Raw genomic sequence first — 24,400 nt, 5'->3', positions numbered from 1 at the left:
GGGACTGCTTTTTTTCTTTATCCCAGTAGGAGATCGACTCATAAGCGTAAGTGAAACCGGTTTTCTTGTTCGTCTGATACACAATGGCAGCCATGGGCAACTCCTCCGTTTCATCGTTATAACACTATAGCGCATAACGAGGTATATTGCAAGAGAAATTGCGCTTATTCTTTTAATATTCAGCAGCTTATGTCGTTTTCATCGTCATAATTCCCGGGAAGCGGGGTTAAACAAGATGATCCCCATTAAGCAATAATTAATTATACCTTGCATCAAATCGACCCTTTATGACATAATCACCAGGAGTTCCGACCCTGGGTTCAGATCCTGACGATCCAGCTAAAATTTTCTCCCGCGCTACGATCGGCCGGAAAAAGCCGGCTGGCGGCATGATCAGAAGACTATCTTTTGCACAAACGGCGGGAGGACATTCGGAAAGAGAAATTTTCTCCGGAGCCTGTCCAACTGGTTTTCGTTCAATCCCAGACCATGTTCTCAGAAAGGAGTGATCACCATGCCGACGCCATCCGCCGAGCGAACAAATGCCAAGAACCGCCATCCGGCCCTTATTATGGCGGTTGACGATGACCCTTTCACCCTTGAAAGCTTCTCACGCTTTCTCAAAAAACAGGGCTACCAGGTTCAGACCGCAGACAATGGCGCAGCCGCTCTGATTCTCTGTCAGCAGAGAAAACCGGACATCATCATGATGGATGCGACCATGCCCGGCCTTGATGGTTTTCAGACCTGCCGCAAGATAAAAGAAAATTCCGCGTTAAATGATATTCCAATCATTATGGTAACCGGCCTGGAAGATGCGGATTCGGTTTCCAGGGCGTTCACGAGCGGAGCTGAAGAATACATTACCAAACCGGTCAACTGGGCGGTTCTGGAGCAGCGTCTCAAACTGCTGCTGGCCCACCGGAACGCGGAAAAGGATTTGCTTGAGTACGCCTTCAATCTGGCAAAAAGCAATCATGATCTCGAGGCCTTTGCCTACATTGTCTCTCATGACCTGAAAGAACCTCTCAATCTAATTCAGGCTTTCGCTCAGCGTCTGGAGAAAAAATGCGGCGACCAGCTGGGAGAGAAAGGCCATGAGTATCTGCGCCGCATAAACCATTCCGCGAGCCATATGCAACAACTTATCGACGGCCTGCTCTACTACGCCCGCATCACAACCACCAAAGAACCGTTCACCTCGGTTCCGCTCGGCGCGTTGATTGAAAACATCGTCAAGGATCTCGAAATCGAACTCGATAAAGTTGAAGCCCGGATTGAGATCGGCGAACTCCCAACGCTTGAAGCCGACCCGATATTAATGGAACAGCTTTTCAGAAATCTGTTCAGCAACGCGCTTAAATATCGTTCTGAGAACAGGCCCCCGCTGATTTCAATCAGCGCCACGCCCCTTTTTGCGTCCAACGGAACGGAAGAAAAAAAATGGGAAATCGTCATTCATGATAACGGCTTGGGCTTTGACAATCGCGATCAGGAAAAGATTTTCGCCATGTTCCAACGTCTGGATCAGGGGAAAAAGCTGCCCGGCACCGGCATTGGGCTGGCAATCTGCCGCAGAATTGCAGAACAGCATCAGGGCTCGATCAGGGCCAGCTCGATTGTTGACCAGGGCAGCAGTTTCTATCTTGTCCTGCCGGAAAAACAAAAATCCTAAAAGTCCCAGAGAATAAGCCTGGCAAGCCCTCAGATTGCCGGAACCACCTTGAATACCTTGAGACTTCCATGACCTCAGACAGTTCCACTGAAACACCGACCAGTTTTGCCGCAAGAGCAAAGAATCTCGAACTCTTGCTCGACGAACTTACAGCTGATCAACCCCAGAATCACGACCATCTCGAACGCTGGCGCCAGAGCCTCGAAAACCTGAAGGTTCTGCGTTCAGACTTCATCCTTCCGTTAACCTGTATCGGCCCGGTTAAATCCGGCAAAAGCACCCTCATCAACACCTTGGCCGGCGCGGAGCTGCTGCCTACCGGAGCCGGCATCACCACAAGTTTTCCCACCACCGTACGAGCCGGCAAGACCTTTTCCGCCAGAATCAGGCTGCAACCCCAAGAACTCATTACGCAGCTTTTCACGACCGCCGCCACCCTGCTCTTCCGTGATCTTCCGGAAAGAAAAGATTTTTCACCTTTCCGGGAATCTGACCGGGCCCGAGTCAGCGAGCTCCTGGACGAGTTCCAACAAGAGGGCACCTTGACCAGACACGGTATTTTCAACGAGTCATACCGTCTGCTGCGCAACCTGCTCAGTGGCGCAGAACAAGTCCAGACTTATTATCAGAATGCGAACCTGGATTTAACGATCATCTCCGAAGGTTCAAACTATCGCGATTTTATCAGGGATGAGTCCCTTTCACCCTATCTAGTCGATATCAGCCTGACAACCCCGATTCAGCACCTGCCCCCCTATCTGGCCCTGCGCGACCTGCCCGGACTGGACACCCCAAACCAGAGCCATCAGGCGATTATCATTCAACAGCTGGCTGAAAGTCCGGTCCTGGCCTACATCATCAGCAGTCGGATGGGCCTGCGTCAGGCCGATTATCAGCTCCTGGAACATCTGCGCACGATGGGCCTTGAAGAACGCCTGTTGTTTATCATCAATCTCGACCTTGATGAACATCCGGACCTGAATGAACTCGAAACCATGCTTGAACGCTGCCGCCAGGAGCTGCGGGAGCTTGGTTTCACCCAGGAGATCTACGCTTTTTCCAGCCTCGCCCTGCTCTGGTCAAAACCCCATATCTACGAAAAATTAGCCGCCCCCTTACGCCAAAGACTTGAAAGGTGGCGAGCGGAAAAGGAAAAGCTGGCTTTTTCATCTCAAGGTGCGGACCTTTTCCTGGCCCGTCTGAGCACTCTGGGTAAAAGCGACGCGGCAAAAGCTCTCTTTCACCACAGCGAAAGCCGACTGCAACAGATTCACAACCACCTCGAGCGGCTGATCAGCAGCCAGCTGAGTCTTCTTTCGCAAGAGGAACAACTCCTGCTGAGTGAACAGGAAAAACAAACACACAAAAGAAAGCAACTCGACAAGGTGCTTCAGGAAAGCGAACGGATTACCACCGGACTCAGTCAGAAAATCGAGAAATCCGCCTTTTTTCGAATCAACCACTGGCTTGAAAATCGAAACGAAAATGGACTCCACCACCAGCTTCGGCAACTGCTGGAAAACTATCAGGTACCGCTGGACCTGATACCCGACAAAAACCGCAACCCCATGGCCCCGATCAGAATCATCGACAATCACTTCAAACTCACGATGCTCCCCAAGCTCAGGGAACAGGTCATGCTTGCGAGTTTAAATTTTTTACAGAGGCTGCATCAGGAGATCAAACAGCAGTTCATTGACGGCAGTATCCCGCTATTTATCATCAGCAGTAATTTTGTCGACGACCAGGACACCGAGCTCCAGGAGCTGCCGCTTCCTTTGAAAATTGAAGGTACATTGCCGGAATTCACCTTCAGCAGTAAAGCCGAGGAACGTTTCGAGTTGATTGAAAAGATACAGGAACTGTTTCTGCTCTGGGGCAGGAAAGCGACATTTTTTCGCAGACGGCGCCCCCTGGGAGAAGAATATGGCAGGAGACTAAAAAGAAAGCTGATTCAAGACCTGCCCCGCCAGCTCAGTAACTACAGCGAACAGATCAAGTATGCCCTGTTGCGCCCCCACCTGGAAAGCTGCCGTTTACTGGTCAGCAACTTCTTCTCCGACCTCTTGCTCAGTTGCGAAATGACTCTGCAACCCAGCCGTGATCAGCAGCCCGCCGACGGGCCCCAGCTGAGAGCGGAGAAAAGAGCTTATTACCTGCGCCTGAAAAAGTTGCTCGATGAGACTCGGACGGCAGCCAAAACCAACCTCACGCTTTGATATCGATATGTCTTCCCGTGATTTTCAGTTGTGGTTCGAGTTTTTCGGAAGACGTCTCCTGGCTTTCTGATTCCGGTTCGCCTTCAGGATTCGAGTCTTCCTGGCGCTCCCGGCGGGCCTCTTGATCCCGAATCATAACCGTATCACTGTCGGCCAACGCCTGGACCTTCTTTTCCTGCTCCCGGTTCTCCGCCTGAAATTGTTTCGCCAACTTCCCCTGTTCGGTCTCAGCGCCATGCGCACCCTGCTGTTGCACCTTACCGACACTATCGGCCTGCAACATGATTGGCTGTAAATCTCCCACTCGCATAATCAAAACCTCACGCCGCAATCAGGTGCGAATTGCCCTGGGAAACCCCCAGCGGGCGGGAAATCCGCTCTCGCCCGAACTCAGCTGCCAGCTGGTGGAATGCCCATAAAAAAAGAACGACTCAAAAGTCGTTCTTTTTTTATAACCGATCAGGCCGGAATTTGCAAACGCTGAAGCCGCCTGGCTCGACCGTCGACCTCATCCAGTTCAGCCAGCAAGGCGCAGAACCAGATTTCTTTTTTTTCAACCTCGTAACGCTGCGGTCTGCCATCAAGGAACTTCTCGATAACCCGATCGGATTTCATTCCGATCACGGAGTTACGCCCTCCAACCATGCCGACATCACTGATATAGCCACTCCCCTTCGGGAAAATTCTTTCATCAGCCGTCTGTACATGCGTATGCGTGCCGACAAATAACGAAACCTGCCCATCCAGATAAAGACCCAGAGCCGTTTTTTCCGAAGTGGCCTCGGCATGAAAATCCAGCACCACAATCGAACTCTCCCGGCGCAGTTTAGCCACCTCTTCCCGGGCGCAGCGGAACGGACAATCGGCGGGGCCGAGAAATATCCGCCCCGCCAGATTCAAAACTCCAACCCGAACCTGAGGCTGATTTTCCGGACTGACCACAACCGATCCACGCCCCAGATCACCCACCGGGAAATTAGCCGGGCGCAGAAGCCGTGAATTCTGTCTGAGATAATCTTCAATCTCCTTTTGATCCCAGATATGATTACCCGTCGTGATCACATTAATACCCAAGGAAAAAAGTTCATCTGCGATTTTCGGAGTCAGACCAAAGCCACCGGCGGCGTTTTCACCATTGGCAATCACCATATCAAGATGATACTTCTGTTTAAGCCCAGGCAGCAGAGAAGCCACGGCCTGACGCCCTGTGCGACCAATAATATCACCGATGAAAAGCAGATTAATCAATTGTTCAAATCCATATTACCCCTACATTAAACAGCTTAAAAGACCGTGATCGTTTCACCCGTTCGCCTAACCACGATCCCGGCCGAGGGTCTAATGGGTGACGGCGAAAGCTGACTGAAGGCGCCATTCGGCCAACCTGCAACTTCGAGAGGGCTCCGGGCTTTCCGCGACAACGTGAGTGATTTCGTCGCGTTTCCCAGCGGAACATCCTCTCGGTTATCAATTCAGCCCCATGAGATTGCGCTTGTCTGAGCGCGAGGGCACAAGTTCCGCGATTTGAGCCCTGAACTGTTTTTTTATTTGGCGATGCCGAAAGCCCGGGTTTCCCGAATGACGGTTACCCTGATCTGGCCGGGATAGGTTAATTCCTTCTCAATTTTCGCAGCGATATCACGAGAGAGAACAACGGCGCCCTCGTCACTGATATCGGCATGGTTAACCATCACCCGAACATCGCGACCAGCCTGAATGGCGAAGGTTTTTTCAACCCCCTTGAATGAATTACCAATTTCCTCGAGGGCCTCAAGGCGTTTGATATAGGCGTCAAGCATCTCTTTACGAGCCCCGGGGCGAGCTCCCGAAAGCGCGTCCGCCGCCTGCACCAGGACATCCAGAGGGCTTTTAACCTCGACATCACCATGGTGCGCCTCAATGGCCTGAACGATCTCCGGAGCCTCACCGTAACGACGGGCAAAATCCGCCCCGATAACCGCATGCGACCCCTCTATCTCATGATCAACCGCCTTGCCGATATCATGCAACAAACCGGCGCGTCTGGCCATTTTGTTGGGCAAGCGCAATTCATCCGCCATCATGCCGCAAATAAACGCGACTTCAAGAGAATGTTCATAAATATTCTGAGTGTAACTGGTTCTATATTTCAAACGACCAATCATCTTGACCAACTCAAGATTCATACCATGCATACCGAGATCAAAAATCGCCTTTTCTCCAGCCTCCTTAATAGTCTGATCAATTTCTCCTTGCACCTTATTGACAATTTCTTCAATCCTGGCCGGGTGAATCCGCCCATCACCGATCAGTCTTTCCAGGGCATTTTTAGCAACCGCTCGACGCACCGGATCAAAGGAGGAAATAATCACGGCTTCAGGAGTGTCGTCAATAATCAAGTCAACCCCGGTTGCCGCTTCAATGGCCCGGATATTTCTCCCTTCACGGCCAATAATGCGCCCTTTCATTTCATCTCCCGGCAAGCTGACAACCGAAACCGTCCTTTCCGTAGCATAATCACCGGCGTAGCGCTGCACGGCCTGAGCGATGATCTTCACGGCTTTCTTTTCCGCGGTTTCCCGGGCCTCATCTTCAATCTGCTTAACTCTTTTCGCCGACTCGTGCTTGGCTTCATCCTCCATCATTTTTATCAGCATATCTTTGGCGTCAGTCTGGGTCAGACCGGCTATCATTTCAAGTTTCGAGCGCTCCTCCTGCAGGACTTCCTGAACTTCATTTTCCTTGACCTGAATATTTTTTTCACGCTGCGTCAAGCTCTGGTCACGACGGGCAAGTTCGCTCTCTTTTTTATCAAGATTATCCGCCCGGCGCTCCTGACTCTCCTCCTTGGAAAGCAGACGTTTTTCCAGTACCTGAGCTTCCTTGCGCCTTTCCGACATATCGTTTTCAAAATCCAACTTCGCCCTGAGCACCACATCTTTAGCCTGAAGAGTGGCCTCCTTCAGGACAAGATCAGCCTCCTTGCGCGCCTCGGTCAACAACATCTCAGCTTCCTTGCGCGAGACATCATGGTTCTTTTCGGTGAACTTACGATAAAGCAGACAACCTGCCAACATCGCCACCACGGCTATTAGAATACTGACAAATATCGATATTTCCATGAATTGGAACTCCTTGTGAGAGCTGCCTTGAAAATTTAAGTTTTTCAGACGCGCCCGGAACGGACAAGATCAAAGCGCTGGCTGAAAATCCCGGCTCCCGTATCCTGTCTTGCGATAAACGTCAAAATACTATTTTCGCGGCAGCCGCAAAGTTAAGGCCGGTTTTTGCAAAATCCGAAACCCGACGCCAACGATCCGCTGCAACCAGCGAAACCTGAATTGACCTTGTTGAACTGATAAACATTTTTAAAACAGAAAAAAACGGCTACAACTTCGAGCGGCAATGCTTAAGAGAGAAGAGAGAAGATATGATGAGAGAGGGCTCAAGAATGAGGGGCAGACAAGAAACCTGCCCAACTGCAGTCTTTCGCCTGTCTCGGGCTGAGGCGGAACAAAGATCCGTTTGTTTCCTCAACCCCAAAACCTATTCTAATAACAGTTTCCCACCCCTTTAAAAACCGGGCGGCGCCAGCAAGAAATCCAGGCCGGCCGACCACCGGAAACTGCCCGAAAACTATTTTCCAGCTTCCGAAAACGACCCAAACGGCATCTAAAAAGTCTTCATAAACAAATAAACTTTTTATAAAAACCGCATTCCCCTGAAATCCCATCCCAGACCAGCAACCGAGAAAACAGACTCTTTATACATACGCATCCGACACGAGCCGAACGGTCCTTCATCTCTCTCTTTATAAACAGACAATCTCGCAAGGAGTCCACCGCTTCGTCGCCCTGAGACCTTTTCACACCGTAAGCCCCGGAACCCGGGTGGCGATGAAAAAGCAAGCCCAAGCATTACCGCACCTGAACCTTATACGCCGGCACCTCAAAATTACAATGCTTACGAAATCTTCTTATTACAATCGGGCACAGATTAAAACCAGAACGGTAGACCTCCGGTTTCTCCTTTATCCCGCGACTTACTCCATAAGCCTCACAACTATCAGACCGCAAACCAAACCAGCTCTGACAGCGTACTTTCCGGAGATGCCTCTTGTGGAGGCATCTCCGTCAGTCCCCCCCGGATTACCGTGTAGGTGCTTTCTTTGAACCTTAAATCTTAATATCAGTGACCATAAATCCTTTAGGATTATCCCCTAGAGAACGATTCACACCGGATTTAAGCTGTCACTCTATAAGTTAAAAGGTGTTGGCTCAAAAAAATGATCACTTATCACGTATAACTCAGGGGAGCAAATCCCCATATGTTGATATGAATCAAGCTTTTGTTCGGCGAAAATATAATTTCACAGGCCGGAGCAACCCTTGATTTCCGCCAGTAAATACTCCGACCTCTCCTTTATTTTGTCAAGTTTATCCTTATGCACAAGACATTCATCCGCCAGATTCAACAGCGCCAGTATCACCAACCCGATATCGTTGCTGCCGATATATCGTTTAATACTGCTCTGGCGATCAAGTTCGTCCAGCTTAAGGTTAACCAGGTCAGCGACCTGCTGAACCCGCTGAGTGTCAGCGTCGGTACGCAAGGGATACTTACGCCCCCGAATAGTCACAACCACACTTCGGTTTTCAGCCACCATTCAATCCGGGTAGAATCTGTTCGCTACCCATCGCCTCATCATTTTGCGGCAGGCAGTTATCAATTTGCCGTAAAAGCTCACCCATACGCTCGTCAACTTCTGAGAAGAGACCGACCTGACGACTTATTCTGGCTTCCATTTCAACCAGAGAACGGGCCTGTTTCTCAAGCTCCTGGCGTAAACGATCGCGTTCTTCGACCAGCGCTTGATAACCGCGAGCCAGAGCCAAGGTTTTCTTTTCCAGCAAGCTAAAACTTTCAAGACTGTAATCCATGAACCTGATTCTCAATGTCGCTTAAGGTTGCCTTCTCTTCTTCATGGTCGACCTTCACAAACCGAGCAACTCCTCGATTTCCGCAATTCGTGCTTCGATTCTGCGTCTTTCATGCGCAGCGGTTGCCCGCGGGAGCCCCCTTTGAAGCTGCATCAGCTGCATTTCCAGCGCATAATCGCGGCAGCCATAACGTTTGGGTTGTTCCCCGACCCGGTATCCGACTTTCTCCGACGCCTCTTCCAACTCGACCATAAACTGCCTTTAATCCTGCTTTAATAAAAGGTATCATACGCTCATTTCAGCTGTCAATGTTTTTTCGGAGGAAAACCGTCCCGGCAGAAAAAACCAGCTCAATTATCAACCAAGCGTCCACAATTTACCCTGATAACTATCCCGCTCCCTTTGCAAGAGGTCCAGATGCTGAAGCACCTGCAATTTATTACGAGCCCAGTCCGGAGCGATAAAAATATCCCGATAACCCTCCGCCGTAAGGCGCTGCACAACGATTTCTGGCGGCAGCCGCTCCAGAAAACCGGCCACCAGCTCAACATAGACTTCCCGACTCAGCAGCGGAAAGGGAGTTTTCTGATATTCAGCATAGAGCGGAGTTCCATCAAGAAGCAACAGCGAGTGAATCTTGATCCCATGTAGAAAGGGGAGACCGGCCAGAAATTCGGCGGTCTGATAAACCATTTCCCGGGTTTCCCCGGGCAGACCGATAATGACATGCACACACAGTTTGACCCGGCTGCCGGTCAGCATCGCGACCGCATCGTTAAAATCCTCCAGCGTATGCCCGCGATTGATGCGCCGCAGGCTTTCAGCGTGCATCGACTGTAAACCATATTCAAGCCAGACATCATACTCTGCGGCATAACCGGAAAGCAGTTCTACCACCTCCGGGCTCATCGCATCCGGTCTGGTGCCGACCGCCAGCCCCACCACACCAGGCACCGCCAGAGCCTCATCGTAGAGAGCCCGCAGCCGGCTCAATTCCCCGTAAGTGTTGGTGCAGGTCTGAAAATAGGCAACAAAACGCCGGGCCTGACGCAGCCGACGATAAAGTTTCTTACCTTCCTCCAACTGCACGCCTACCGTTGGTAAGTTCCCCAGGCGACGCAGGGCCGAACCCCGACCATCACAATAAGAACATCCCCCAACCCCCCGACTGCCATCCCGGTTTGGGCAGGTGAACCCGGCATCGATCTGAAGCTTATAGACCCGTTCGGCAAAGCGGTTATGATAATAACTTTTAAGGTCATAATAAGGCTTGCCCATAACCCAGAGAGGATGACGCCGAAAGGTTCCGGAACGGCGCGGCGCCAAATTCATGACTTGCCCTCTAAGCAACAGCTAATGCGGGAGCGAGCCCCGCAACCCAAAGGGGTCTTCACAGCCCGCAAATAAGTGCTCTTATCAGAACATTTTCTTGTTTTTGCGGTTGGAAAAATGTTGAAAAAAAACAAGAAAATAACCTGTAAGACACTAAACTGGTTCATCGGCGCCAGCCACCTGATTCCGACCACGATTTTTGGCCCGATAAAGCGCCTGATCGACCTTCTCAACATAACTTTCCAAAGTATCACCCTCCCGTAAACTGCCTACACCAAGGCTGATCGTCACCGCAAAAGGCTTGCCTTTGAACGTGAACCGGCTGGCCTGCACTTTCCGACGAATTCTTTCCGCCACCTCCAGGGCGGATTCGTAAGGCGTATGCGGCAAAATCAGGGCAAACTCTTCACCACCGTAGCGCGCCAGCACATCAATCTCACGAATTTCCTTACTCATCAATTCACACAAAATCCGCAGCACCCCGTCTCCGGTGCGGTGACCATAGGTATCATTCACCTGCTTGAAATGATCTATATCAAGCAGCAGCATTGAAGTCGGTCGCCCATAACGTTTGTAGCTCATGACCTCGTGCTTGAGCTTTTCATCATAGGCCCGCCGGTTGTATGCGCGGGTCAGAGGATCAATAACTATCTCCTGCTTAACCTTCTCCATCTGTTTCTTCAGGTTTTCCACTTTAAGATTGGCATCGTCAACCTGCTCGCGAGCCAGCCGCATATCATCAACCATGCGCCGGGCCCGAAGCTGCAGCTTCTGCGTCTCTTGAAGCAGTAGTTCACGAACCTCCATGACTTCACGCAGGTTCCGAGCCTTTTTGATCCGGCTGATGCATTCTTCCAGGCCACTGTCAAAATCACCACTGTTCTTCAACAGGCCGGAAATCGACTCCGCGAGAATGGAAATAATCTTTTTCAGTTCATCTCGTTCACGACCGGTCTCGTCATCGATCAGTATGTTCAGTGAAAAAAGACGTTTGAATTTAGCGATATAACGCTGCATGGCCGGCGGGTCGGAAACGTCCATGAGTTCTTCCCGACACTGCACGAAAAGTTCGGAACTGGTCTGATCATGCAGGGACAGAATTTCAATCTGATGTAAAGCCATCTTCACCAGGGCCTTGAAATCATCGAGCAGCTGACGCAAATCATTCTCAACCCTGGACTGGGTCAGCAGATCGCTTTTCAATCCCTCCATCTTTTTCAGGAGCAAGCTCCCATCCAAAGGTTCTTCCTTCAGCAGTTGGCTCTTAACCTGCTTATGGATATGCTTGATCTGCACGGCGCTGCCCGCACCCTGCAAAGAATCAAAGAGAGAGCCCATAACCCGGCTCGCTCCCTGATCTCCGGCCAACGAAGTCTGCAGGGTTTTCAACAGAAAAAGAGAAAGTTCCCTGTATTCCCGAATCATGTCAAGGTCCATAGGCAACCTGAGTAAACGTGAGAGGTTTAATGATATGGATATTTATTGATATTGGTGCTTATTAATATATCAAGCAAGCTTTGTCGGCCCACCGGCAGACAAGGGAAAACAGACCCCGGATTCCTGGCACCAAGGCAGCACTACCTTGAAAGTGCTGCCTTGGTTTATTTCACTGCTGAAACTGATCTCTCCCTGATGCTGTTCCATAACGGTCCGGGCCGTAAACAGCCCGAGTCCGGTCGCCCCACGCTCAACACTGACCTCTTTAGTCGAGAAAAAAGGATCAAAAAGATGATCCCGACACTCCCGACTGATTCCGCCACCGTTATCGGAAATCGAAAAAAAGACCCTGGCCTCATCCTCAGCCCCGGTGACGACCTCAATCACACCTGAATAATCAGCCCCTTCGTTTTTCTTCCGCTCCCTGATCGCCTGGGCGGCGTTGAGCATCAAGTTCAGAAAAACCTGCTGAATCTGGCCTTTTTCCATGCGGGCCAGGGGAAGATCCGGCTGAAGTTTCTTCACGACCCGGACCTGTTCCCGTTCAAGTTCATAACGACTGAACGAAAGCGCGTCTTCTATCACCTGATTAAGGGAGAGCGGAAACAACTCCTTGCGCTCAGGATGAGAAAAAACCATCAGGTTTCCGGCCATCAGATTCAGGGCTTCAACCTGTTCCTTCAGTCGACCGAGCAGATGCAGATCCTTTTCCCGTCCGGCCGGAGCGTTTTCAAAGCGCAGCTCAAGAATTTGTACGACTCCGTAGATACCGGCAAGATAGTTATTCAGATCATGCGCGATGCCGGCCGCCATCTGCCCGATGCTGGCCATTTTCTCGGCTCTGACCACCTGGTCTTCCATCATGACCAAGGGGCTGGTATCCTGAATATAGACGACCGCCTCATGGCTTCGCGTTTCCCCCTCATGGAAAATCGGGTAGCAGAAAATATTGACATAGCCGCGGCCGGCTCGTCGGCTTTCGACCCGTAAACGGTTACGGACCTGGCCATCGGCCATACATTCGCGCGGCAGGCAATCGGGACAGGGCCTTTGCCGCTGCCGAAAAATTTCATAGCAACGCCGGCCCACGATTTGTTTCGGTTCGCTGCCATAATAAGCGGCTTCAGCCCGATTGATAGCCCGAACCACATAATCTTCGTCAACCAAATAAATACCGTTATCCAAGGCGTCCATGGTCCGCCGATAGCGCTGCCGACTTTCACTGAGTTTTAGATTCTGTTTCTCCAGCACCCCGGCAAAGTTTTCCAATTGTTTGCTGCGGTTCAATAATTCATCGTATTGCTCGCGAAACAAGTTTGTGGCCCTTTTCAACAATTCCCGGTAGCGTCCCATTCTGATCCCGGAACTGGGAGGCGACTCTCTGCGCTCCCCGGCCAAACCTCTCTCAAGCAAGCCAAAAAGCTGATCCATACTCAACTGCACCGGCCGAATCACCCGAAAGCCAAACCAGACTATAGCCAGAGCCACAAAACCGTGGACGACCACCGAAAAGACAAGAACCGCCGGATACCCAGGGAAAAAAACCAGCAGCAAGACCGCGCTCAGGCTGAGGAAAACCAGAAAACGCACAAACCATGAAGTTTTTAAATAGGAAAGAAAGTCAGTAAACAACCCGGTTTCTCCCCGCATTTTTTGCCTGATAAAGTTTCATATCGGCCTTTTCCACAAGCTCTCCCGGCTCAGTCATAGCCGTTTCGTAAGCCGCCACCCCAAGACAGATGGTCAAACTACCGTGCGTCTGACCATCCAGCAAAGGCTGTCTTTCCTGTCCCGGGATCACGGCAATTTCGATTTCCCGGCGAAAACGTTCCGCCACTTTGACGGTCTCATCCAACCCGCCATGACAGAGAACCGCAAACTCCTCTCCCCCGTAACGGGCCACGATATCACTGTGTCTGGCTTTGTGCCTGAGTAAATCGGCGACCGTTTTCAGAACCTTATCCCCGGCCGGGTGACCATGGGTATCATTGTAGAATTTAAAATTATCAATATCAATCATGATTACGGAAGAGACTCCGGAATAACGCTTAAGCCGCTCGAATTCCTCCTTGAGACGCTGCTGGAAATAGCGGTGGTTGTAAAGTCCGGTAAGCCCGTCGGTAATCACCAGGTTACGCAGAAGCTCTTCCTTCTCGCGCAGCTCGGCAATCAGAACCGCCTGCTGAAAAGCGGCCTCCCGCAAAATCTCCGCCGCACTCCGACCGGCCGGATCGGTCAGAACCGCCTCGAGCTGAGTTTTCAGGATATTAATTTCAAGCCGGGCCTGTATCAACTCCCGCTCAAGCCGGTTCCGGTCAGGATTTTTCCAGGCTTTAGTTTCCAAATCAGGCGACCTCTGAACAAATTCATAAAAAACTTTACCTTCGAGGCCTAAACTGCTATAGCCGCTCACCACTTACCAGCCCTCTGACAATACTGTATGAGGAGCAAAAACTCAACCTGTAAAAGTAAAGGCTTCGTAAAAAAGGTTTCGTTTCAGTTTCGAACCTGTCCTTTGCGCCGGGATAACGCCGGGTCTTATTTTACGTTTACGAAAGCCAGCAGACTGAACCGCGCGAGCATCTCAGGCCTTGTGCAGGTGTCAGGCAGGAATTACAGTGAAAATTCAACCACGCCAGGACGACGACAAAATCATTCATGACCGGCAAAGCAAACATTAATCCAGAAGGTTATCCGGACAAAGACAGTCCGTTTATCATTGACCGCGCCAAACATCCCATCTCCCGCAAAAACATAGATGGCAACGCTTTGAAGATTCTTTACCGTCTGAGAAATAGCGGCTTTACCGCTTATCTTGCCGGCGGCGCCGTCCGCGATATGTTGTTGGGCGAGCAACCGGCCGATTTCGACATCGTCACCGACGCCAGCCCCAAACAACTCAAACGATTGTTTCGCAACTCCCGGATTATCGGTCGCCGCTTTCGTCTGGTGCATGTTTTTTTTCACGGCCGTTCGCAAAACGCCGGACAAATATTTGAAGTCGCGACCTTTCGCCGGCCTTTCACCGAAGAGGAGAATGAGCAAAAACTGATTCAGGAGAAACCGGAGCTCGCCAACAATCTTTTCGGCTCACCGGCGGAAGATGCCCGCCGCCGGGATTTTACCATCAATGCTCTTTTCTACAATATCGCTGACTTCTCGGTGATTGATCATGTTAACGGCCTGCGTGACCTTCAGGAAAAAACCATCCGGATCATCGGTGATCCGGAAATCCGTTTTGCCGAAGATCCGGTTCGCATTCTGCGGGCTCTCGAATTTGCCTGCCGGCTCAAGTTTTCCATTGAAGAAAACACCGCCTTCGGGCTACGCACGCTGGCGCCGTCTCTGGCCGAGGTTCCCGCCAGCCGTCTGCGTGAGGAGTTAAAAGGACTTTACACCAAAAAAACCACCTCGGCCCTGCTGGCTCTGGGCGCGGACTACGCCGTCAACCAGCACTGGCTGCCTCCCCAGGTCGCGGCTCAAGTCGCGGTTGCGCTCCCACTTCTGCGCCGGGCCGAGAGTTTTTTCCCGGCGAACGACAATGAATCATTCCTGGAAAAGATTATCCTGAGCATCCTGGTGCTGCCGGTCGTCCTGGACTTGTATCCCCTGACCGCGGAAGCTCGTCTCAACCTAGTCGCCGCCAAGGTCGAGGAAACCCTGGAGAGCCTCAATCAGGCTTTCAACCTGCCTCGTTTTCAACGCCATGCCGTCAAAGAAACCATCGGCCTGCTTTACCGACTGGGCCGTGGTGATAAAAGGATTAATCAACTCCTGAAAAGGGAACATTTTTTCAGCGCTCTTTTTCTGTTCGCCGCCTGCAGACTAAACGGATCCGTCTGCCCGGATCATACCTCCTTCTGGCGTCAGCAAAGCGGCCGCCTGAACCAGCATTCCGGAGCCATGGGACTGGACTATGAAAAACTTTTTTCAGACGACTTCTGATGATGACAACCCACCTCTCCGCTGCCACCTGGAACACGGTGTGTTTTTCTGAAGTCATCAATTCAAATCGAAAATCACCCTCTCCCGCAACGGAGTTTCTCGGGAAAAAACACCGATGACCAGCCATCTCAACCTCGGGCGCATCGACTATCTCAACTGCCGACCGCTATACGAAATGCTGGAACATGACCGGGCACTGGCGGACATTACCCTGATACCCGGCCACCCGGCCGACCTCAATCGTGCTCTGAAAGACGGCAGTCTTGATCTGAGCCCCTCTTCTTCGATGCTGCTGGCCACCGCCGAAGAAAAAAAATTCTTCATTCTGGCGGATCTGGCTATCATCTCCCGCGACGAAGTGCGTAGCGTCCTGCTGGTCAGCCGCCGTCCACCCCGGCAACTGGAAGGCGGCGAAATTGCGCTGACCGGACACTCCCTGACCTCGGTTTTTCTGCTCAAAATCATTCTGTTTCATTTCTACCGACTCGACCCGAAAACCATCACCTTCAGAACTCAGGAATTTTCCGCCGACAGCCCCCAAGAGTCATTTCTGGTTATCGGCGACCAGGCTCTGACCCTTTATCACCATCCTCCCGCCGGTTATCAGATTTATGACCTCGGGCGCCTCTGGCACAGCTTCACCAACTTACCTTTTGTCTACGCTCTCTGGATCGGTCGCAGCTCAGTTCTTGAGCGACAACGGGCGGTGATCGCCCGACTCCACCGAAAATTACTTGAAATTATGGATCGTCTGCCGGACCGGCTTAACGCACTGGCTGAGACAACGTTGAAAAGAGGAAGCCACGGCAACGAACTCAGCACAAAACAGCTGCTCGATTACTGGCAAAAAGCCATCTTCTATCGACTCGATGAAAAGGCCCTGGCCGGGCTTGATTGTTTTTTCAATCATGCCCGGGAACTGGGGCTGATTGAAAAAATTCCACAGCTCAGTTTTTTTCCGGACGCTTTCAGAAAATAGTCTCTTGCAATCAACCCTTCAATAAGATAGAGAATAAGCCATGCAAATCGCCTCCCCCATATTTACCCCATTATATGAAGCCGCGGCAGAGCTTCAGGAAACCACCGTGAAGGTTTGCGAAACCTGCGGCCCGACCCTGGAAAAAGCCGTGGCCTGCTGCTGCAAAGCCCTGCGCCATGACCATAAGATTCTCTTTTTCGGCAACGGCGGCAGCGCCACTCAGGCCCAGCACCTGGCGGCGGAGCTGATCAACCGGTTCCGTTTTGACCGCAAACCCCTGGCTGCTCTCGCCCTGACCTCGGATTCGGCGGTCACCACCGCAATCGGCAATGACTATTCCTTCGCCGACCTTTTTGTTCGGCAGCTTGAAGGCCTCGGTCGTCCCGGCGATATTGCCGTGGCCTTAAGCACCAGCGGAACCTCGGAAAACATTGTCAGGGGCCTGAAAAAGGCCCGCGAGCTGAAACTGAACACCATTGGCCTGCTCGGTCGCGATGGTGGTCGCTGTCTTGAACTATGCGACCTGGCCCTGGTGGTTCCCGCGCAGAATACCGCCCGGATTCAGGAACTCCATCTGCTGCTCGGCCATCTTCTCTGCGGCCTGATCGAGGAGGAAATCTACCGACCATGAGCAAACTCCGGCTGGATAAAAGAAAACTCAAAACCTACCCTCTGGCCTCACGACCGAGCAAGGTCAACCTTAGCCGTTTTGCCCGGCCTCTGAGCAAGAACGAAAACATTGCCGGCCTGCTCGACAAGCTCCCTGGCTTTCTCGCCGCCGACGACCTGAAAACCGTCATCCAGGCCATCGTCACGGCCCATCGCCGCAACCGCCCGGTATTGCTTGGCATGGGAGCCCACGTTATCAAGGTTGGTCTGACTCCGTTATTGATTCAGCTGATGGAGAAAAAAGTCATCACCGGAATAGCCCTGAACGGCGCCGGTATTATTCATGATTTCGAGTTGGCCTGGGCCGGACATACCTCGGAAGAAGTCGCCGACGGCATCGGCGGCGGTGACTTCGGCATGGCCCAGGAAACCGGGGAGCAACTCAACCGGGCCATTCTCCTGGGTGATCGCGACGGACTCGGCCTCGGCACGGCCATCGGCCGTTTCATCTGGGAAGAAAAACTGCCGCACCGCGAAGCCAGCCTCCTCGGCCGCGCCTATCGGCTCAAGATACCGGTCAGCGTTCACGTCGCCCTCGGCACCGATATCATTCATATGCATGCGGCCGCCGACGGAGCCGCGATCGGACGCTGCAGCCTGCGCGATTTTGACTCCTTCTGCGCCCTTGTCAGTAAACTTGAGGATGGAGTTTACATCAACCTGGGTTCGGCCGTCATCCTGCCCGAGGTCTTTTTGAAAGCGATTTCCCTGGTCCGTAACCTGGGGCACCCGCTCAACAACCTGACCACGGTCAACATGGACTTCAACCAGCACTATCGGCCTCTGCAGAATGTCGTCAAGCGCCCGACCGCAGGCCACGGTCACGGCTATCAACTGATCGGCCATCACGAAATCATGTTTCCCCTGCTCAGCGCCGGCATTCTGGCCCAGCTGGAAGATTGATCGACGGCCGTTAAAAGATGACAAAGCTTGATGCGTTCGTAACCACGCTTATAAATTACAAAAAAACAGGATGGCACAGTAAGGGCTCCGAATGCGCGACGCCCGCGAAACCTGTGGACTGAGGCGTAGATTGAAGTACACCTCAGTGACGCTCGTCCGGTCTTGGCCGGAAAGGTTGAGAAGAAGAATAAAGCCGGTGGAGTACTTACGAAGCCACTAAACTCAAAGCAGGAAGAAATAAAATGGATCTGAACTCCCTGAACATCGGCATTATCGGCTGCGGCAATATGGGCCGAGCCCTCATCAAAGGTCTGAGCAGCGTTCAAAAGGTTCCCCGACTAACGATCTGGGATCCGCTCGCGGACTGCCGCAACCGTCTGACCGAAGAATTCAAATCAATCAGCATGGCAACCGACAACCAGACCCTAGCCAAAGATAATGCAATTATTGTTCTGGCGGTCAAACCCCAGGTTATCGACCCGGTCATGGCAGAAATCAAAAACGCTCTTAATCCCGATAAACTACTGATCTCAATTGCCGCCGGAATCCCCTGTCACCGCCTGGAACAGGCTCTGCCCTTGGCGATTCCAACCATTCGCATCATGCCCAATACTCCGGCGCTGATCAATCGCGGCATTTCGGCGATTGCCGCCGGCCGCCATGCCGGCCCCGACCATCTGGAAAAAGCCGCCGCCATCTTCACCTGCCTCGGAGAAACGGTTTTCGTGCCGGAGAGCGCCATGGATATGGTTACGGCGGTCTCCGGTAGCGGACCGGCCTATGTTTTTCTGGTCATCGAAGCCCTGCTGGATGCCGCCGTCGGCCTCGGTATGGGCCGCGAACTGGCCCGTAAACTGGTATTGGAAACCCTGCTCGGCGCCACCGAGCTGGTCAAACAAAGCGGGCTCCATCCCATGGAGCTCAAAGATATGGTCACCTCACCCGGCGGCACCACCATCGCCGGGCTGGCCGAGCTCGAAAAGAACGGCCTGCGGCACGCTTTCAACGAGGCCCTGCGAAGTGCCTGCCGGCGTTCACAGGAACTTGGCGGCTAACTGCCGCCCCCGGCCAGAAAGCGCCTTCACCAAACCAGGGCCGGCAAGCTTTCACACAAATCAGCTTCAACTAACTTTGCAGGCAGAACCATGAACCGCAGATCTGACCCGGAAATTATTGAACAGATACAACAACTAAAAAAAAACCACCAGGCCGTCATTCTTGCCCACAACTACGAACCGGCCGAAATCCAGGAACTCGCCGACATTACCGGTGATTCCCTGGGGTTAAGTGTTGAAGCGGCCGGTCTCGACCATCCCGTGATCGTCTTCTGCGGTGTCCGCTTCATGGCCGAAAGCGCGGCCATCCTCGCTCCTGATCGCAAGGTTCTGCTGCCCCGCCTGGAGTGCGGCTGCGGACTTGCCGATATGGCTGAGGCCGCCGCTCTAAAAAAAATGCGGGCCCAACACCCCGAGGCCGTGGTTGTCACCTACGTCAATTCCTCGGCTGAAGTCAAAGCCGAAAGCGACATTTGCTGCACCTCCGGCAACGCCGTCAACGTGATCAAATCAATCCCCTTGCAACAAGAAATCATCTTTGTTCCGGACCGCAACCTCGGAGCCTATGTAATCGAACAAACCGGTCGGCCGATGCTTCTCTGGGACGGGGCATGCCCGATTCATGACGCGCTTCGGGCCGCTGACATCGAAAAAGCCAGAATCGCGCACCCCGAGGCCCTGGTCATGGTCCATCCCGAATGCCGGCCCGAAGTCAGGCACCCGGCCGATGCCGTTTTAAGCACCGGTGGCATGATGGACTTTGTCGGCGGGACCAGCGCCGACAGCTTTATCGTGGCCACGGAAGAAGGGATGCTTTATCCTCTGCGCCAGGCCTATCCGAATAAAACCTTCTACCCCGTAAGCCCTGGCAACATGATCTGCGCCGACATGAAGATGATCACTCCCGCCGACATTCTCCAAACCCTGAAAAGCCTGGAACCGGTCATCACGGTCGCCGAAAACATTGCCAACCGGGCGCGACTGGCCCTAGAAAGGATGCTGGCCATTCCCCGCCATTAAACAACCACGGGGCAAACGCCATGATCAAAGAGAAGTTAAGTTTATGAAAGAAATCAGAGAATTTTTCAAGAAGGACCGTTTCGCCGCTCATAACGACATCAAACTGCTGGAGCTTCGTCCCGGTTACGCAAAAGCCGAGTTGACCGTCAACGACCACCATTTAAACGGCGTCAACATCACCCATGGCGGCGCCGTTTTCACCCTGGCCGACCTGGTTTTCGCCGTGGCCTCCAACTCACACGGCACAGTCGCGGTCGGAGTCAACGCCAGCATCTCCTATCTCAAGGCCACGACCAAGGGCAGCACCCTGACCGCCGAAGGACGCGAAGTCGCGATCAACCCCAAATTGGCGACCTACCAGATTGATATCCGGGACGAAAAACAGGAACTGATCGCCGTCTTTCAGGGCACGGTGTATCGCAAAAAAACCCCCTTAACATGAAAACCGGGCAAGACAAGGTCGTAACCCTTCAACATGCCATCGCCCGGCTGGTTCCGAACGACTGCCATATCAGCATCGGCGGCTTCACGATTAACCGCAATCCAATGGCTGCGGTTTACGAAATCATTCGGCAGAAAAAAAGAGGCTTGCATCTCTACGCTCACTCCAACGGCCAAGGCCTCGATGAGCTGATCGGCGCCGGTTGTGTGCGACGCCTGGAAATCGCCTATGCCGGCAACGGCCGTTTCGCTCCAACCTGTATTCGTTTTCGTAAAGCCGTTGAAGCCGGCCTGCTGGAGGTCGAGGATTACTCAAACTATCAGATGACTCTGCGTTTTCTGGCGGGGGCCATGGGGCTGCCCTTTCTGCCGACACGCTCGGGGCTGGGCAGCGATCTGCTGACACAATGGGGCTTCAGCAGAAAACTGCGCCAAAACGAAAGTCGCTTGCCGAACGACAAACTCATCACCATCGCCAACCCTTTCGGCGACTGGGGAGAAAGTCCCAAGCTGGTGCTGGTACCGGCAATCAATCCCGAGGTCACCATCATTCATGTACAGCAGGCCGACCGCCGCGGCAACGCCCGCATTCATGGTCTGACCTTTGCCGATATCGAGCAGGCCAAAGCCGCTCGCCATCTGATTGTCACCTGCGAGGAACTGGTCGAAGAGGATTATCTTAAACAAGAACCGGAACGTAATCAGCCGCCCTTTCTCCATGTCGACGCCGTGGTCCCGGTCCCCTGGGGGGCCTACCCCACCGCCTGCTACGGAGTCTATGACTATGATCCGGATTATCTTCACGCCTACCGGCGGGCGGCGGAGGACGAGAAACTTTATCAGGCCTACCTTGAGGAAAAAATTATGACTCCGACCGGGCATGATGATTTCCTGCAGCTGACTCCGAACCACCAACGAGAAGCACTGCAAGCCGACCCGACTCTCGGTTATGCCGAAGGCCTGCGCCGCGGTTGAGTTAAAATATGCCGAAAAAAGAAAACAGCTCCGCGCCCTATACACTCAAGGAAATGATGACGATTGCGGCGGCCAGGGAAATCAGAAACGGAGAAATCGTTTTCTGCGGCACCGGCATCGCGATGCTGGCGGCGATGGCGGCCAAGCACATCAGCGCCCCGGAAAGCACGATATTTTTTGAAACCGGAGCCATCGACGCCATTCTCGAAGAAGTTCCGCTGGCCGTGGCCGACTCCCGGGTGATGTTTGCCGCATCCCGTAACGGCGGCCTGGCCGAGGCTTTCGCGACCATGCAGAATCCCCTGACCGGCCGTCGGGTGGTCGGCATTCTCGGAGCCGCCCAGATCGACCCTTACGGCAACCTCAATTCAACCTGCCTTGGGGACTACCGGAAGCCGCGAACTCGTTTTTCCGGCAGCGGCGGGGCTTGCGATGTCGCCAGTTTCGTCAACCGGACGATCATCTTCATGCAGCACGAAAAGCGTAAATTTGTGGAAAAACTCGATTATCTGACCAGCCCGGGCTGGATCGACGGCCCTGAGGGTCGCAGCCGGCTTGGTCTGGGCGGAAGCGGGCCGGCGGCGGTTATCACCGATCTCGGCATCATGCGTTTCAAACCTGAAACCAAGCGCATGTACCTTGCCGCCGCTTATCCCGGCATCACTCCGGAAATGGTTCAGGATAAGACCGGGTTCACCCTCGAGCCGGAACCCTCGGCCCTCTTCGCGCCCCCCACCCCAACCGAACTTTCCATCCTGCGCAAACGCTGCGACCCGCAACGCCTGATTCTGGATTAAGCGTCCACACAACCCGGCTTCAGACCTCGGCGGAAACCGCTTCGGTGATATCCCAATCCTGATCATCAATTCTGGTCGTCAGCACCGGACAGGGAGCATGGCGAATGACCTTTTCGGCTACACTACCGAGAAGAATATGCGAAAGCCCGGTATGACCATGCGTGGCCATGACAATCAGACCAGCACCTATCTCCTTGGCATAATTGACAATTTCCTCGTAAGGTACGCCGTGCCTGACCTCGCCCTGGCAGGAGATACCGGAGGCTTTACAATAAGCCGCGCAATTCTCCACCTCGGCCTGAATGCTGTCTTGCACCTTACTGAAGAATTCACTGCCCACCTCGATATTAACATACGTAGGCAAATCCTCGACTACCGATAAAATATAAAGCGGTGCCTTGAAATTGCGGCAGATTTCAACTGCGTAGCGCAGGGCGCTGCGACTATTCCTTGAACCGTCGGTTAAAGCCATGACCTTTTTGAACAGCATCTTTTCCTCCCTTGTAAAATAGTCCTGCCAACCATCCGGACCCGCCGGCACCAAACCTCATAACCAGACAGATGCGAAAACCATCCCCGCACAATCGGGCTTTATCCGCCCGCAAATAAGTGCGTTGTAAGGCACTGAAGCTATCGAGAAGAACCATCAAACCGTGCATCTTCGCCACCTTAACCGCGTCTCAACCGAAGCTTCCTTTCACCCCCAGTTAAACGGATTAACCCGGTGCTGTCAAGTTTTACCGCTCGCAACCCTCAGCTTCCATGGCGCAGACGTTCGGAAAGCTCGCGATAATTAAAGAGCCGCCGACTATCAAGCAAACCGGCCAGAGCTCGGGAATTGATGCGAAAACCTCGTTCCTCAAGAATGGCCGCCGGATTGAGACCGCCGATGACCACCGCGCCGAAACTGCCTTCATTGACCGGAATATCAAGCAGGGTCTGACCGGGCCAACCCAGCACCATGAAGCCGCCCAGACCGATGGTTTTCAAGCGCTCCGCCAATTTTTCGACATCCTCCCGGCTGTCGGCCGGAAACTCACGAAAACTGGCCCCGATTTTGCCGTCGCCGCTGGAAATAGCGCCACGATAGTCGGTCATTCCGCTTCGAATAAAAGCTTCCAGGGGATCAAGACTGGTACCGTTATAATTGATTATCTCGACAAAACGCACCGCTTTTTTGTCGTGCAGCTCAAGCAGACCACCAAAACGCGAATTGGTCGGAATACCATACTGCAGCAACACCCCGTTCAGGGTAATCGAACAAACCGTGGCGAAACCGATATAACCCTCAGGAATTACCGCAGACCCCAGCCGCTCTCCGGCATAGAGCAGGGAGAGCATTTCCCCCATGGAAAAGCCCTCGGCGAAAACCTGTCTAATCTCGTCTAGGCAAATAAGCAGATGCTCCGGTTTGACCAGCGAGATATTGACGACCACGGTGCCGTTACCACTCTCCAGATCATAACTCATCCGGTAGGTCATCTGGTCGATCTTGGCCGAGAGGAAACCAACCTTCTCGATAATCCCGGTAACCTCCAGTTCAGCTCGACCAAAATTACTGATTCGGCGGCCACGCTTGCCGAAGTTTTCCGTCAAACCGGCTTCGTCCATCTTATGCAGATACAGACGCACGGTGCGTTCACTGATCTCGTGCCCGACATGATTTAAGGCGGACGCGATTCTGCGGCCACTTGACGGCCTGTCGGTCTCTTTGAGAATCCTTAAATGGCCTGTTCTTTGCGATTCATAGTCCACTCGAATTTAAAATTAAGCTTAAGTTTCCCCCTCTGTTTACAGAAAGCGTGTGCTTTTCAGCCTAAAACTTATCCTATCTAGTTTCCATCCAGAAAGCCCGGTTTTAACGAGGTCTGGTATCGGGCCTTGTATTTGATTTTTCAATTTTAAGCGCCCCGGCGCTCAAAATTTACTCTACCAGACCGTTTTAGGTGCTCTTTCTCAAATTTAGGGCGCAGCTACCCTGTAAAACTGCCTCGCTGTCAGAGCATCGTTTTAGCTTTCGGCTTTGGCGAGTTT

At 52.7% G+C, this 24,400-nt stretch carries 23 protein-coding genes and 1 other RNA gene; 11 read left to right on the top strand and 13 right to left on the bottom strand.

The window, feature by feature from the left end; translation table 11 throughout:
* Positions 1 to 514 precede the first annotated feature (514 nt).
* Both ENN66_12120 and ENN66_12115 read left to right on the top strand, forming a co-directional pair.
* Complete coding sequence (locus ENN66_12120) at positions 515 to 1,675, top strand: hybrid sensor histidine kinase/response regulator (GenBank protein ID HDS17325.1); 1,161 nt, start codon at positions 515 to 517, stop codon at positions 1,673 to 1,675.
* 68 nt (positions 1,676 to 1,743) lie between these two features.
* Complete coding sequence (locus ENN66_12115) at positions 1,744 to 3,894, top strand: hypothetical protein (protein HDS17324.1); 2,151 nt, start codon at positions 1,744 to 1,746, stop codon at positions 3,892 to 3,894.
* Here ENN66_12115 and ENN66_12110 read toward each other — a convergent pair.
* The 11 genes from ENN66_12110 to ENN66_12060 form a co-directional block, all read right to left on the bottom strand.
* Positions 3,884 to 4,177, bottom strand: a complete 294-nt coding sequence (locus tag ENN66_12110; protein ID HDS17323.1) for a hypothetical protein — start codon at positions 4,175 to 4,177, stop codon at positions 3,884 to 3,886. The two genes, ENN66_12115 and ENN66_12110, sit on opposite strands and share 11 nt — an antisense overlap.
* A 176-nt stretch (positions 4,178 to 4,353) precedes the next feature.
* The gene (locus ENN66_12105; GenBank protein HDS17322.1) at positions 4,354 to 5,139 is read right to left on the bottom strand and encodes a TIGR00282 family metallophosphoesterase; all 786 of its coding nucleotides are present in this window, start codon (positions 5,137 to 5,139) and stop codon (positions 4,354 to 4,356) included.
* Between the two features lie 299 nt (positions 5,140 to 5,438).
* A complete protein-coding gene (gene rny / locus ENN66_12100; protein HDS17321.1) occupies positions 5,439 to 6,995 on the bottom strand; it encodes a ribonuclease Y in 1,557 nt (518 codons plus the stop codon).
* A gap of 1,014 nt (positions 6,996 to 8,009) precedes the next feature.
* A non-coding RNA gene (gene ssrS, locus ENN66_12095) (6S RNA) lies at positions 8,010 to 8,190 on the bottom strand.
* A gap of 52 nt (positions 8,191 to 8,242) precedes the next feature.
* Entirely contained in the window at positions 8,243 to 8,539 is a 297-nt protein-coding gene (locus ENN66_12090) for a cell division protein ZapA (GenBank protein ID HDS17320.1), read from the bottom strand.
* Positions 8,529 to 8,813, bottom strand: coding sequence for a hypothetical protein (locus tag ENN66_12085; GenBank protein ID HDS17319.1), 285 nt, complete (start codon positions 8,811 to 8,813; stop codon positions 8,529 to 8,531). Before ENN66_12085 ends, ENN66_12090 begins: the two co-directional genes overlap by 11 nt.
* Positions 8,814 to 8,867: 54 nt before the next feature.
* Positions 8,868 to 9,065: a hypothetical protein gene (locus ENN66_12080; GenBank protein HDS17318.1), complete on the bottom strand. Its 198-nt coding sequence runs from the start codon at positions 9,063 to 9,065 to the stop codon at positions 8,868 to 8,870.
* Between the two features lie 105 nt (positions 9,066 to 9,170).
* A complete protein-coding gene (locus ENN66_12075; protein HDS17317.1) occupies positions 9,171 to 10,145 on the bottom strand; it encodes a TIGR01212 family radical SAM protein in 975 nt (324 codons plus the stop codon).
* A gap of 153 nt (positions 10,146 to 10,298) precedes the next feature.
* On the bottom strand, positions 10,299 to 11,582 hold the full coding sequence (locus tag ENN66_12070) for a GGDEF domain-containing protein (GenBank protein HDS17316.1): 1,284 nt from the start codon (positions 11,580 to 11,582) through the stop codon (positions 10,299 to 10,301).
* A 69-nt stretch (positions 11,583 to 11,651) separates the two neighbouring features.
* Entirely contained in the window at positions 11,652 to 13,232 is a 1,581-nt protein-coding gene (locus tag ENN66_12065; GenBank protein ID HDS17315.1) for a PAS domain-containing protein, read from the bottom strand.
* Positions 13,204 to 13,998 carry a GGDEF domain-containing protein gene (locus ENN66_12060; GenBank protein HDS17314.1) on the bottom strand — a complete coding sequence of 265 codons (795 nt, stop codon included), beginning with the start codon at positions 13,996 to 13,998 and terminating at the stop codon, positions 13,204 to 13,206. The genes ENN66_12065 and ENN66_12060 overlap by 29 nt, the downstream gene beginning before the upstream one ends.
* A gap of 242 nt (positions 13,999 to 14,240) precedes the next feature.
* Between ENN66_12060 and ENN66_12055 the strand changes: the two genes are divergently transcribed.
* From ENN66_12055 to ENN66_12015, 9 genes are all read left to right on the top strand, one after another.
* A complete protein-coding gene (locus ENN66_12055) occupies positions 14,241 to 15,527 on the top strand; it encodes a polynucleotide adenylyltransferase PcnB (GenBank protein HDS17313.1) in 1,287 nt (428 codons plus the stop codon).
* A 115-nt stretch (positions 15,528 to 15,642) separates the two neighbouring features.
* Positions 15,643 to 16,506: a futalosine synthase gene (locus ENN66_12050; protein HDS17312.1), complete on the top strand. Its 864-nt coding sequence runs from the start codon at positions 15,643 to 15,645 to the stop codon at positions 16,504 to 16,506.
* A 40-nt stretch (positions 16,507 to 16,546) separates the two neighbouring features.
* Positions 16,547 to 17,137, top strand: a complete 591-nt coding sequence (locus tag ENN66_12045; protein HDS17311.1) for an SIS domain-containing protein — start codon at positions 16,547 to 16,549, stop codon at positions 17,135 to 17,137.
* Complete coding sequence (locus tag ENN66_12040; GenBank protein HDS17310.1) at positions 17,134 to 18,078, top strand: hypothetical protein; 945 nt, start codon at positions 17,134 to 17,136, stop codon at positions 18,076 to 18,078. Before ENN66_12045 ends, ENN66_12040 begins: the two co-directional genes overlap by 4 nt.
* A gap of 242 nt (positions 18,079 to 18,320) precedes the next feature.
* Entirely contained in the window at positions 18,321 to 19,133 is an 813-nt protein-coding gene (proC, locus tag ENN66_12035) for a pyrroline-5-carboxylate reductase (protein ID HDS17309.1), read from the top strand.
* 90 nt (positions 19,134 to 19,223) lie between these two features.
* Positions 19,224 to 20,153 carry a quinolinate synthase NadA gene (gene nadA / locus ENN66_12030; GenBank protein HDS17308.1) on the top strand — a complete coding sequence of 310 codons (930 nt, stop codon included), beginning with the start codon at positions 19,224 to 19,226 and terminating at the stop codon, positions 20,151 to 20,153.
* Positions 20,154 to 20,196: 43 nt separating this feature from the next.
* Complete coding sequence (locus tag ENN66_12025) at positions 20,197 to 20,595, top strand: hotdog fold thioesterase (protein ID HDS17307.1); 399 nt, start codon at positions 20,197 to 20,199, stop codon at positions 20,593 to 20,595.
* A complete protein-coding gene (locus tag ENN66_12020; protein HDS17306.1) occupies positions 20,592 to 21,569 on the top strand; it encodes a CoA transferase subunit A in 978 nt (325 codons plus the stop codon). Before ENN66_12025 ends, ENN66_12020 begins: the two co-directional genes overlap by 4 nt.
* 8 nt (positions 21,570 to 21,577) lie before the next feature.
* The gene (locus tag ENN66_12015) at positions 21,578 to 22,366 is read left to right on the top strand and encodes a ketoacid-CoA transferase (GenBank protein ID HDS17305.1); all 789 of its coding nucleotides are present in this window, start codon (positions 21,578 to 21,580) and stop codon (positions 22,364 to 22,366) included.
* Between the two features lie 19 nt (positions 22,367 to 22,385).
* Here ENN66_12015 and ENN66_12010 read toward each other — a convergent pair whose 3' ends face one another.
* Together ENN66_12010 and ENN66_12005 are read right to left on the bottom strand one after the other, a co-directional pair.
* Positions 22,386 to 22,856 (bottom strand): universal stress protein, encoded by a 471-nt coding sequence (locus ENN66_12010; protein ID HDS17304.1) that lies wholly within the window; start codon positions 22,854 to 22,856, stop codon positions 22,386 to 22,388.
* Between the two features lie 263 nt (positions 22,857 to 23,119).
* On the bottom strand, positions 23,120 to 24,127 hold the full coding sequence (locus ENN66_12005) for a DUF128 domain-containing protein (GenBank protein HDS17303.1): 1,008 nt from the start codon (positions 24,125 to 24,127) through the stop codon (positions 23,120 to 23,122).
* Positions 24,128 to 24,400 lie beyond the last annotated feature (273 nt).

This window comes from Pseudomonadota bacterium (assembly GCA_011049115.1).
Lineage (GTDB): Bacteria > Desulfobacterota > Anaeroferrophillalia > Anaeroferrophillales > Tharpellaceae > DSCM01.
The sequence above is the reverse complement of the archived record's forward strand: the minus strand, read 5'-3'. Positions and strand labels throughout refer to the sequence as shown.

Bases quoted from the DNA above. Each gene is read 5' to 3' on its own strand.
- ENN66_12070 (HDS17316.1), bottom strand. From the start codon at position 11,582: ATGGACCTTGACATGATTCGGGAATACAGGGAACTTTCTCTTTTTCTG.
- ENN66_12090 (HDS17320.1), bottom strand. From the start codon at position 8,539: ATGGTGGCTGAAAACCGAAGTGTGGTTGTGACTATTCGGGGGCGTAAG.
- ENN66_12010 (HDS17304.1), bottom strand. From the start codon at position 22,856: ATGCTGTTCAAAAAGGTCATGGCTTTAACCGACGGTTCAAGGAATAGT.
- proC (HDS17309.1), top strand. From the start codon at position 18,321: ATGGATCTGAACTCCCTGAACATCGGCATTATCGGCTGCGGCAATATG.
- ENN66_12025 (HDS17307.1), top strand. From the start codon at position 20,197: ATGAAAGAAATCAGAGAATTTTTCAAGAAGGACCGTTTCGCCGCTCAT.
- ENN66_12080 (HDS17318.1), bottom strand. From the start codon at position 9,065: ATGGTCGAGTTGGAAGAGGCGTCGGAGAAAGTCGGATACCGGGTCGGG.
- ENN66_12055 (HDS17313.1), top strand. From the start codon at position 14,241: ATGACCGGCAAAGCAAACATTAATCCAGAAGGTTATCCGGACAAAGAC.
- ENN66_12075 (HDS17317.1), bottom strand. From the start codon at position 10,145: ATGAATTTGGCGCCGCGCCGTTCCGGAACCTTTCGGCGTCATCCTCTC.
- ENN66_12065 (HDS17315.1), bottom strand. From the start codon at position 13,232: ATGCGGGGAGAAACCGGGTTGTTTACTGACTTTCTTTCCTATTTAAAA.
- ENN66_12040 (HDS17310.1), top strand. From the start codon at position 17,134: ATGAGCAAACTCCGGCTGGATAAAAGAAAACTCAAAACCTACCCTCTG.
- ENN66_12110 (HDS17323.1), bottom strand. From the start codon at position 4,177: ATGTTGCAGGCCGATAGTGTCGGTAAGGTGCAACAGCAGGGTGCGCAT.
- ENN66_12115 (HDS17324.1), top strand. From the start codon at position 1,744: ATGACCTCAGACAGTTCCACTGAAACACCGACCAGTTTTGCCGCAAGA.
- ENN66_12120 (HDS17325.1), top strand. From the start codon at position 515: ATGCCGACGCCATCCGCCGAGCGAACAAATGCCAAGAACCGCCATCCG.
- rny (HDS17321.1), bottom strand. From the start codon at position 6,995: ATGGAAATATCGATATTTGTCAGTATTCTAATAGCCGTGGTGGCGATG.
- ENN66_12020 (HDS17306.1), top strand. From the start codon at position 20,592: ATGAAAACCGGGCAAGACAAGGTCGTAACCCTTCAACATGCCATCGCC.
- nadA (HDS17308.1), top strand. From the start codon at position 19,224: ATGAACCGCAGATCTGACCCGGAAATTATTGAACAGATACAACAACTA.
- ENN66_12015 (HDS17305.1), top strand. From the start codon at position 21,578: ATGCCGAAAAAAGAAAACAGCTCCGCGCCCTATACACTCAAGGAAATG.
- ENN66_12085 (HDS17319.1), bottom strand. From the start codon at position 8,813: ATGGATTACAGTCTTGAAAGTTTTAGCTTGCTGGAAAAGAAAACCTTG.
- ENN66_12050 (HDS17312.1), top strand. From the start codon at position 15,643: ATGACCAGCCATCTCAACCTCGGGCGCATCGACTATCTCAACTGCCGA.
- ENN66_12045 (HDS17311.1), top strand. From the start codon at position 16,547: ATGCAAATCGCCTCCCCCATATTTACCCCATTATATGAAGCCGCGGCA.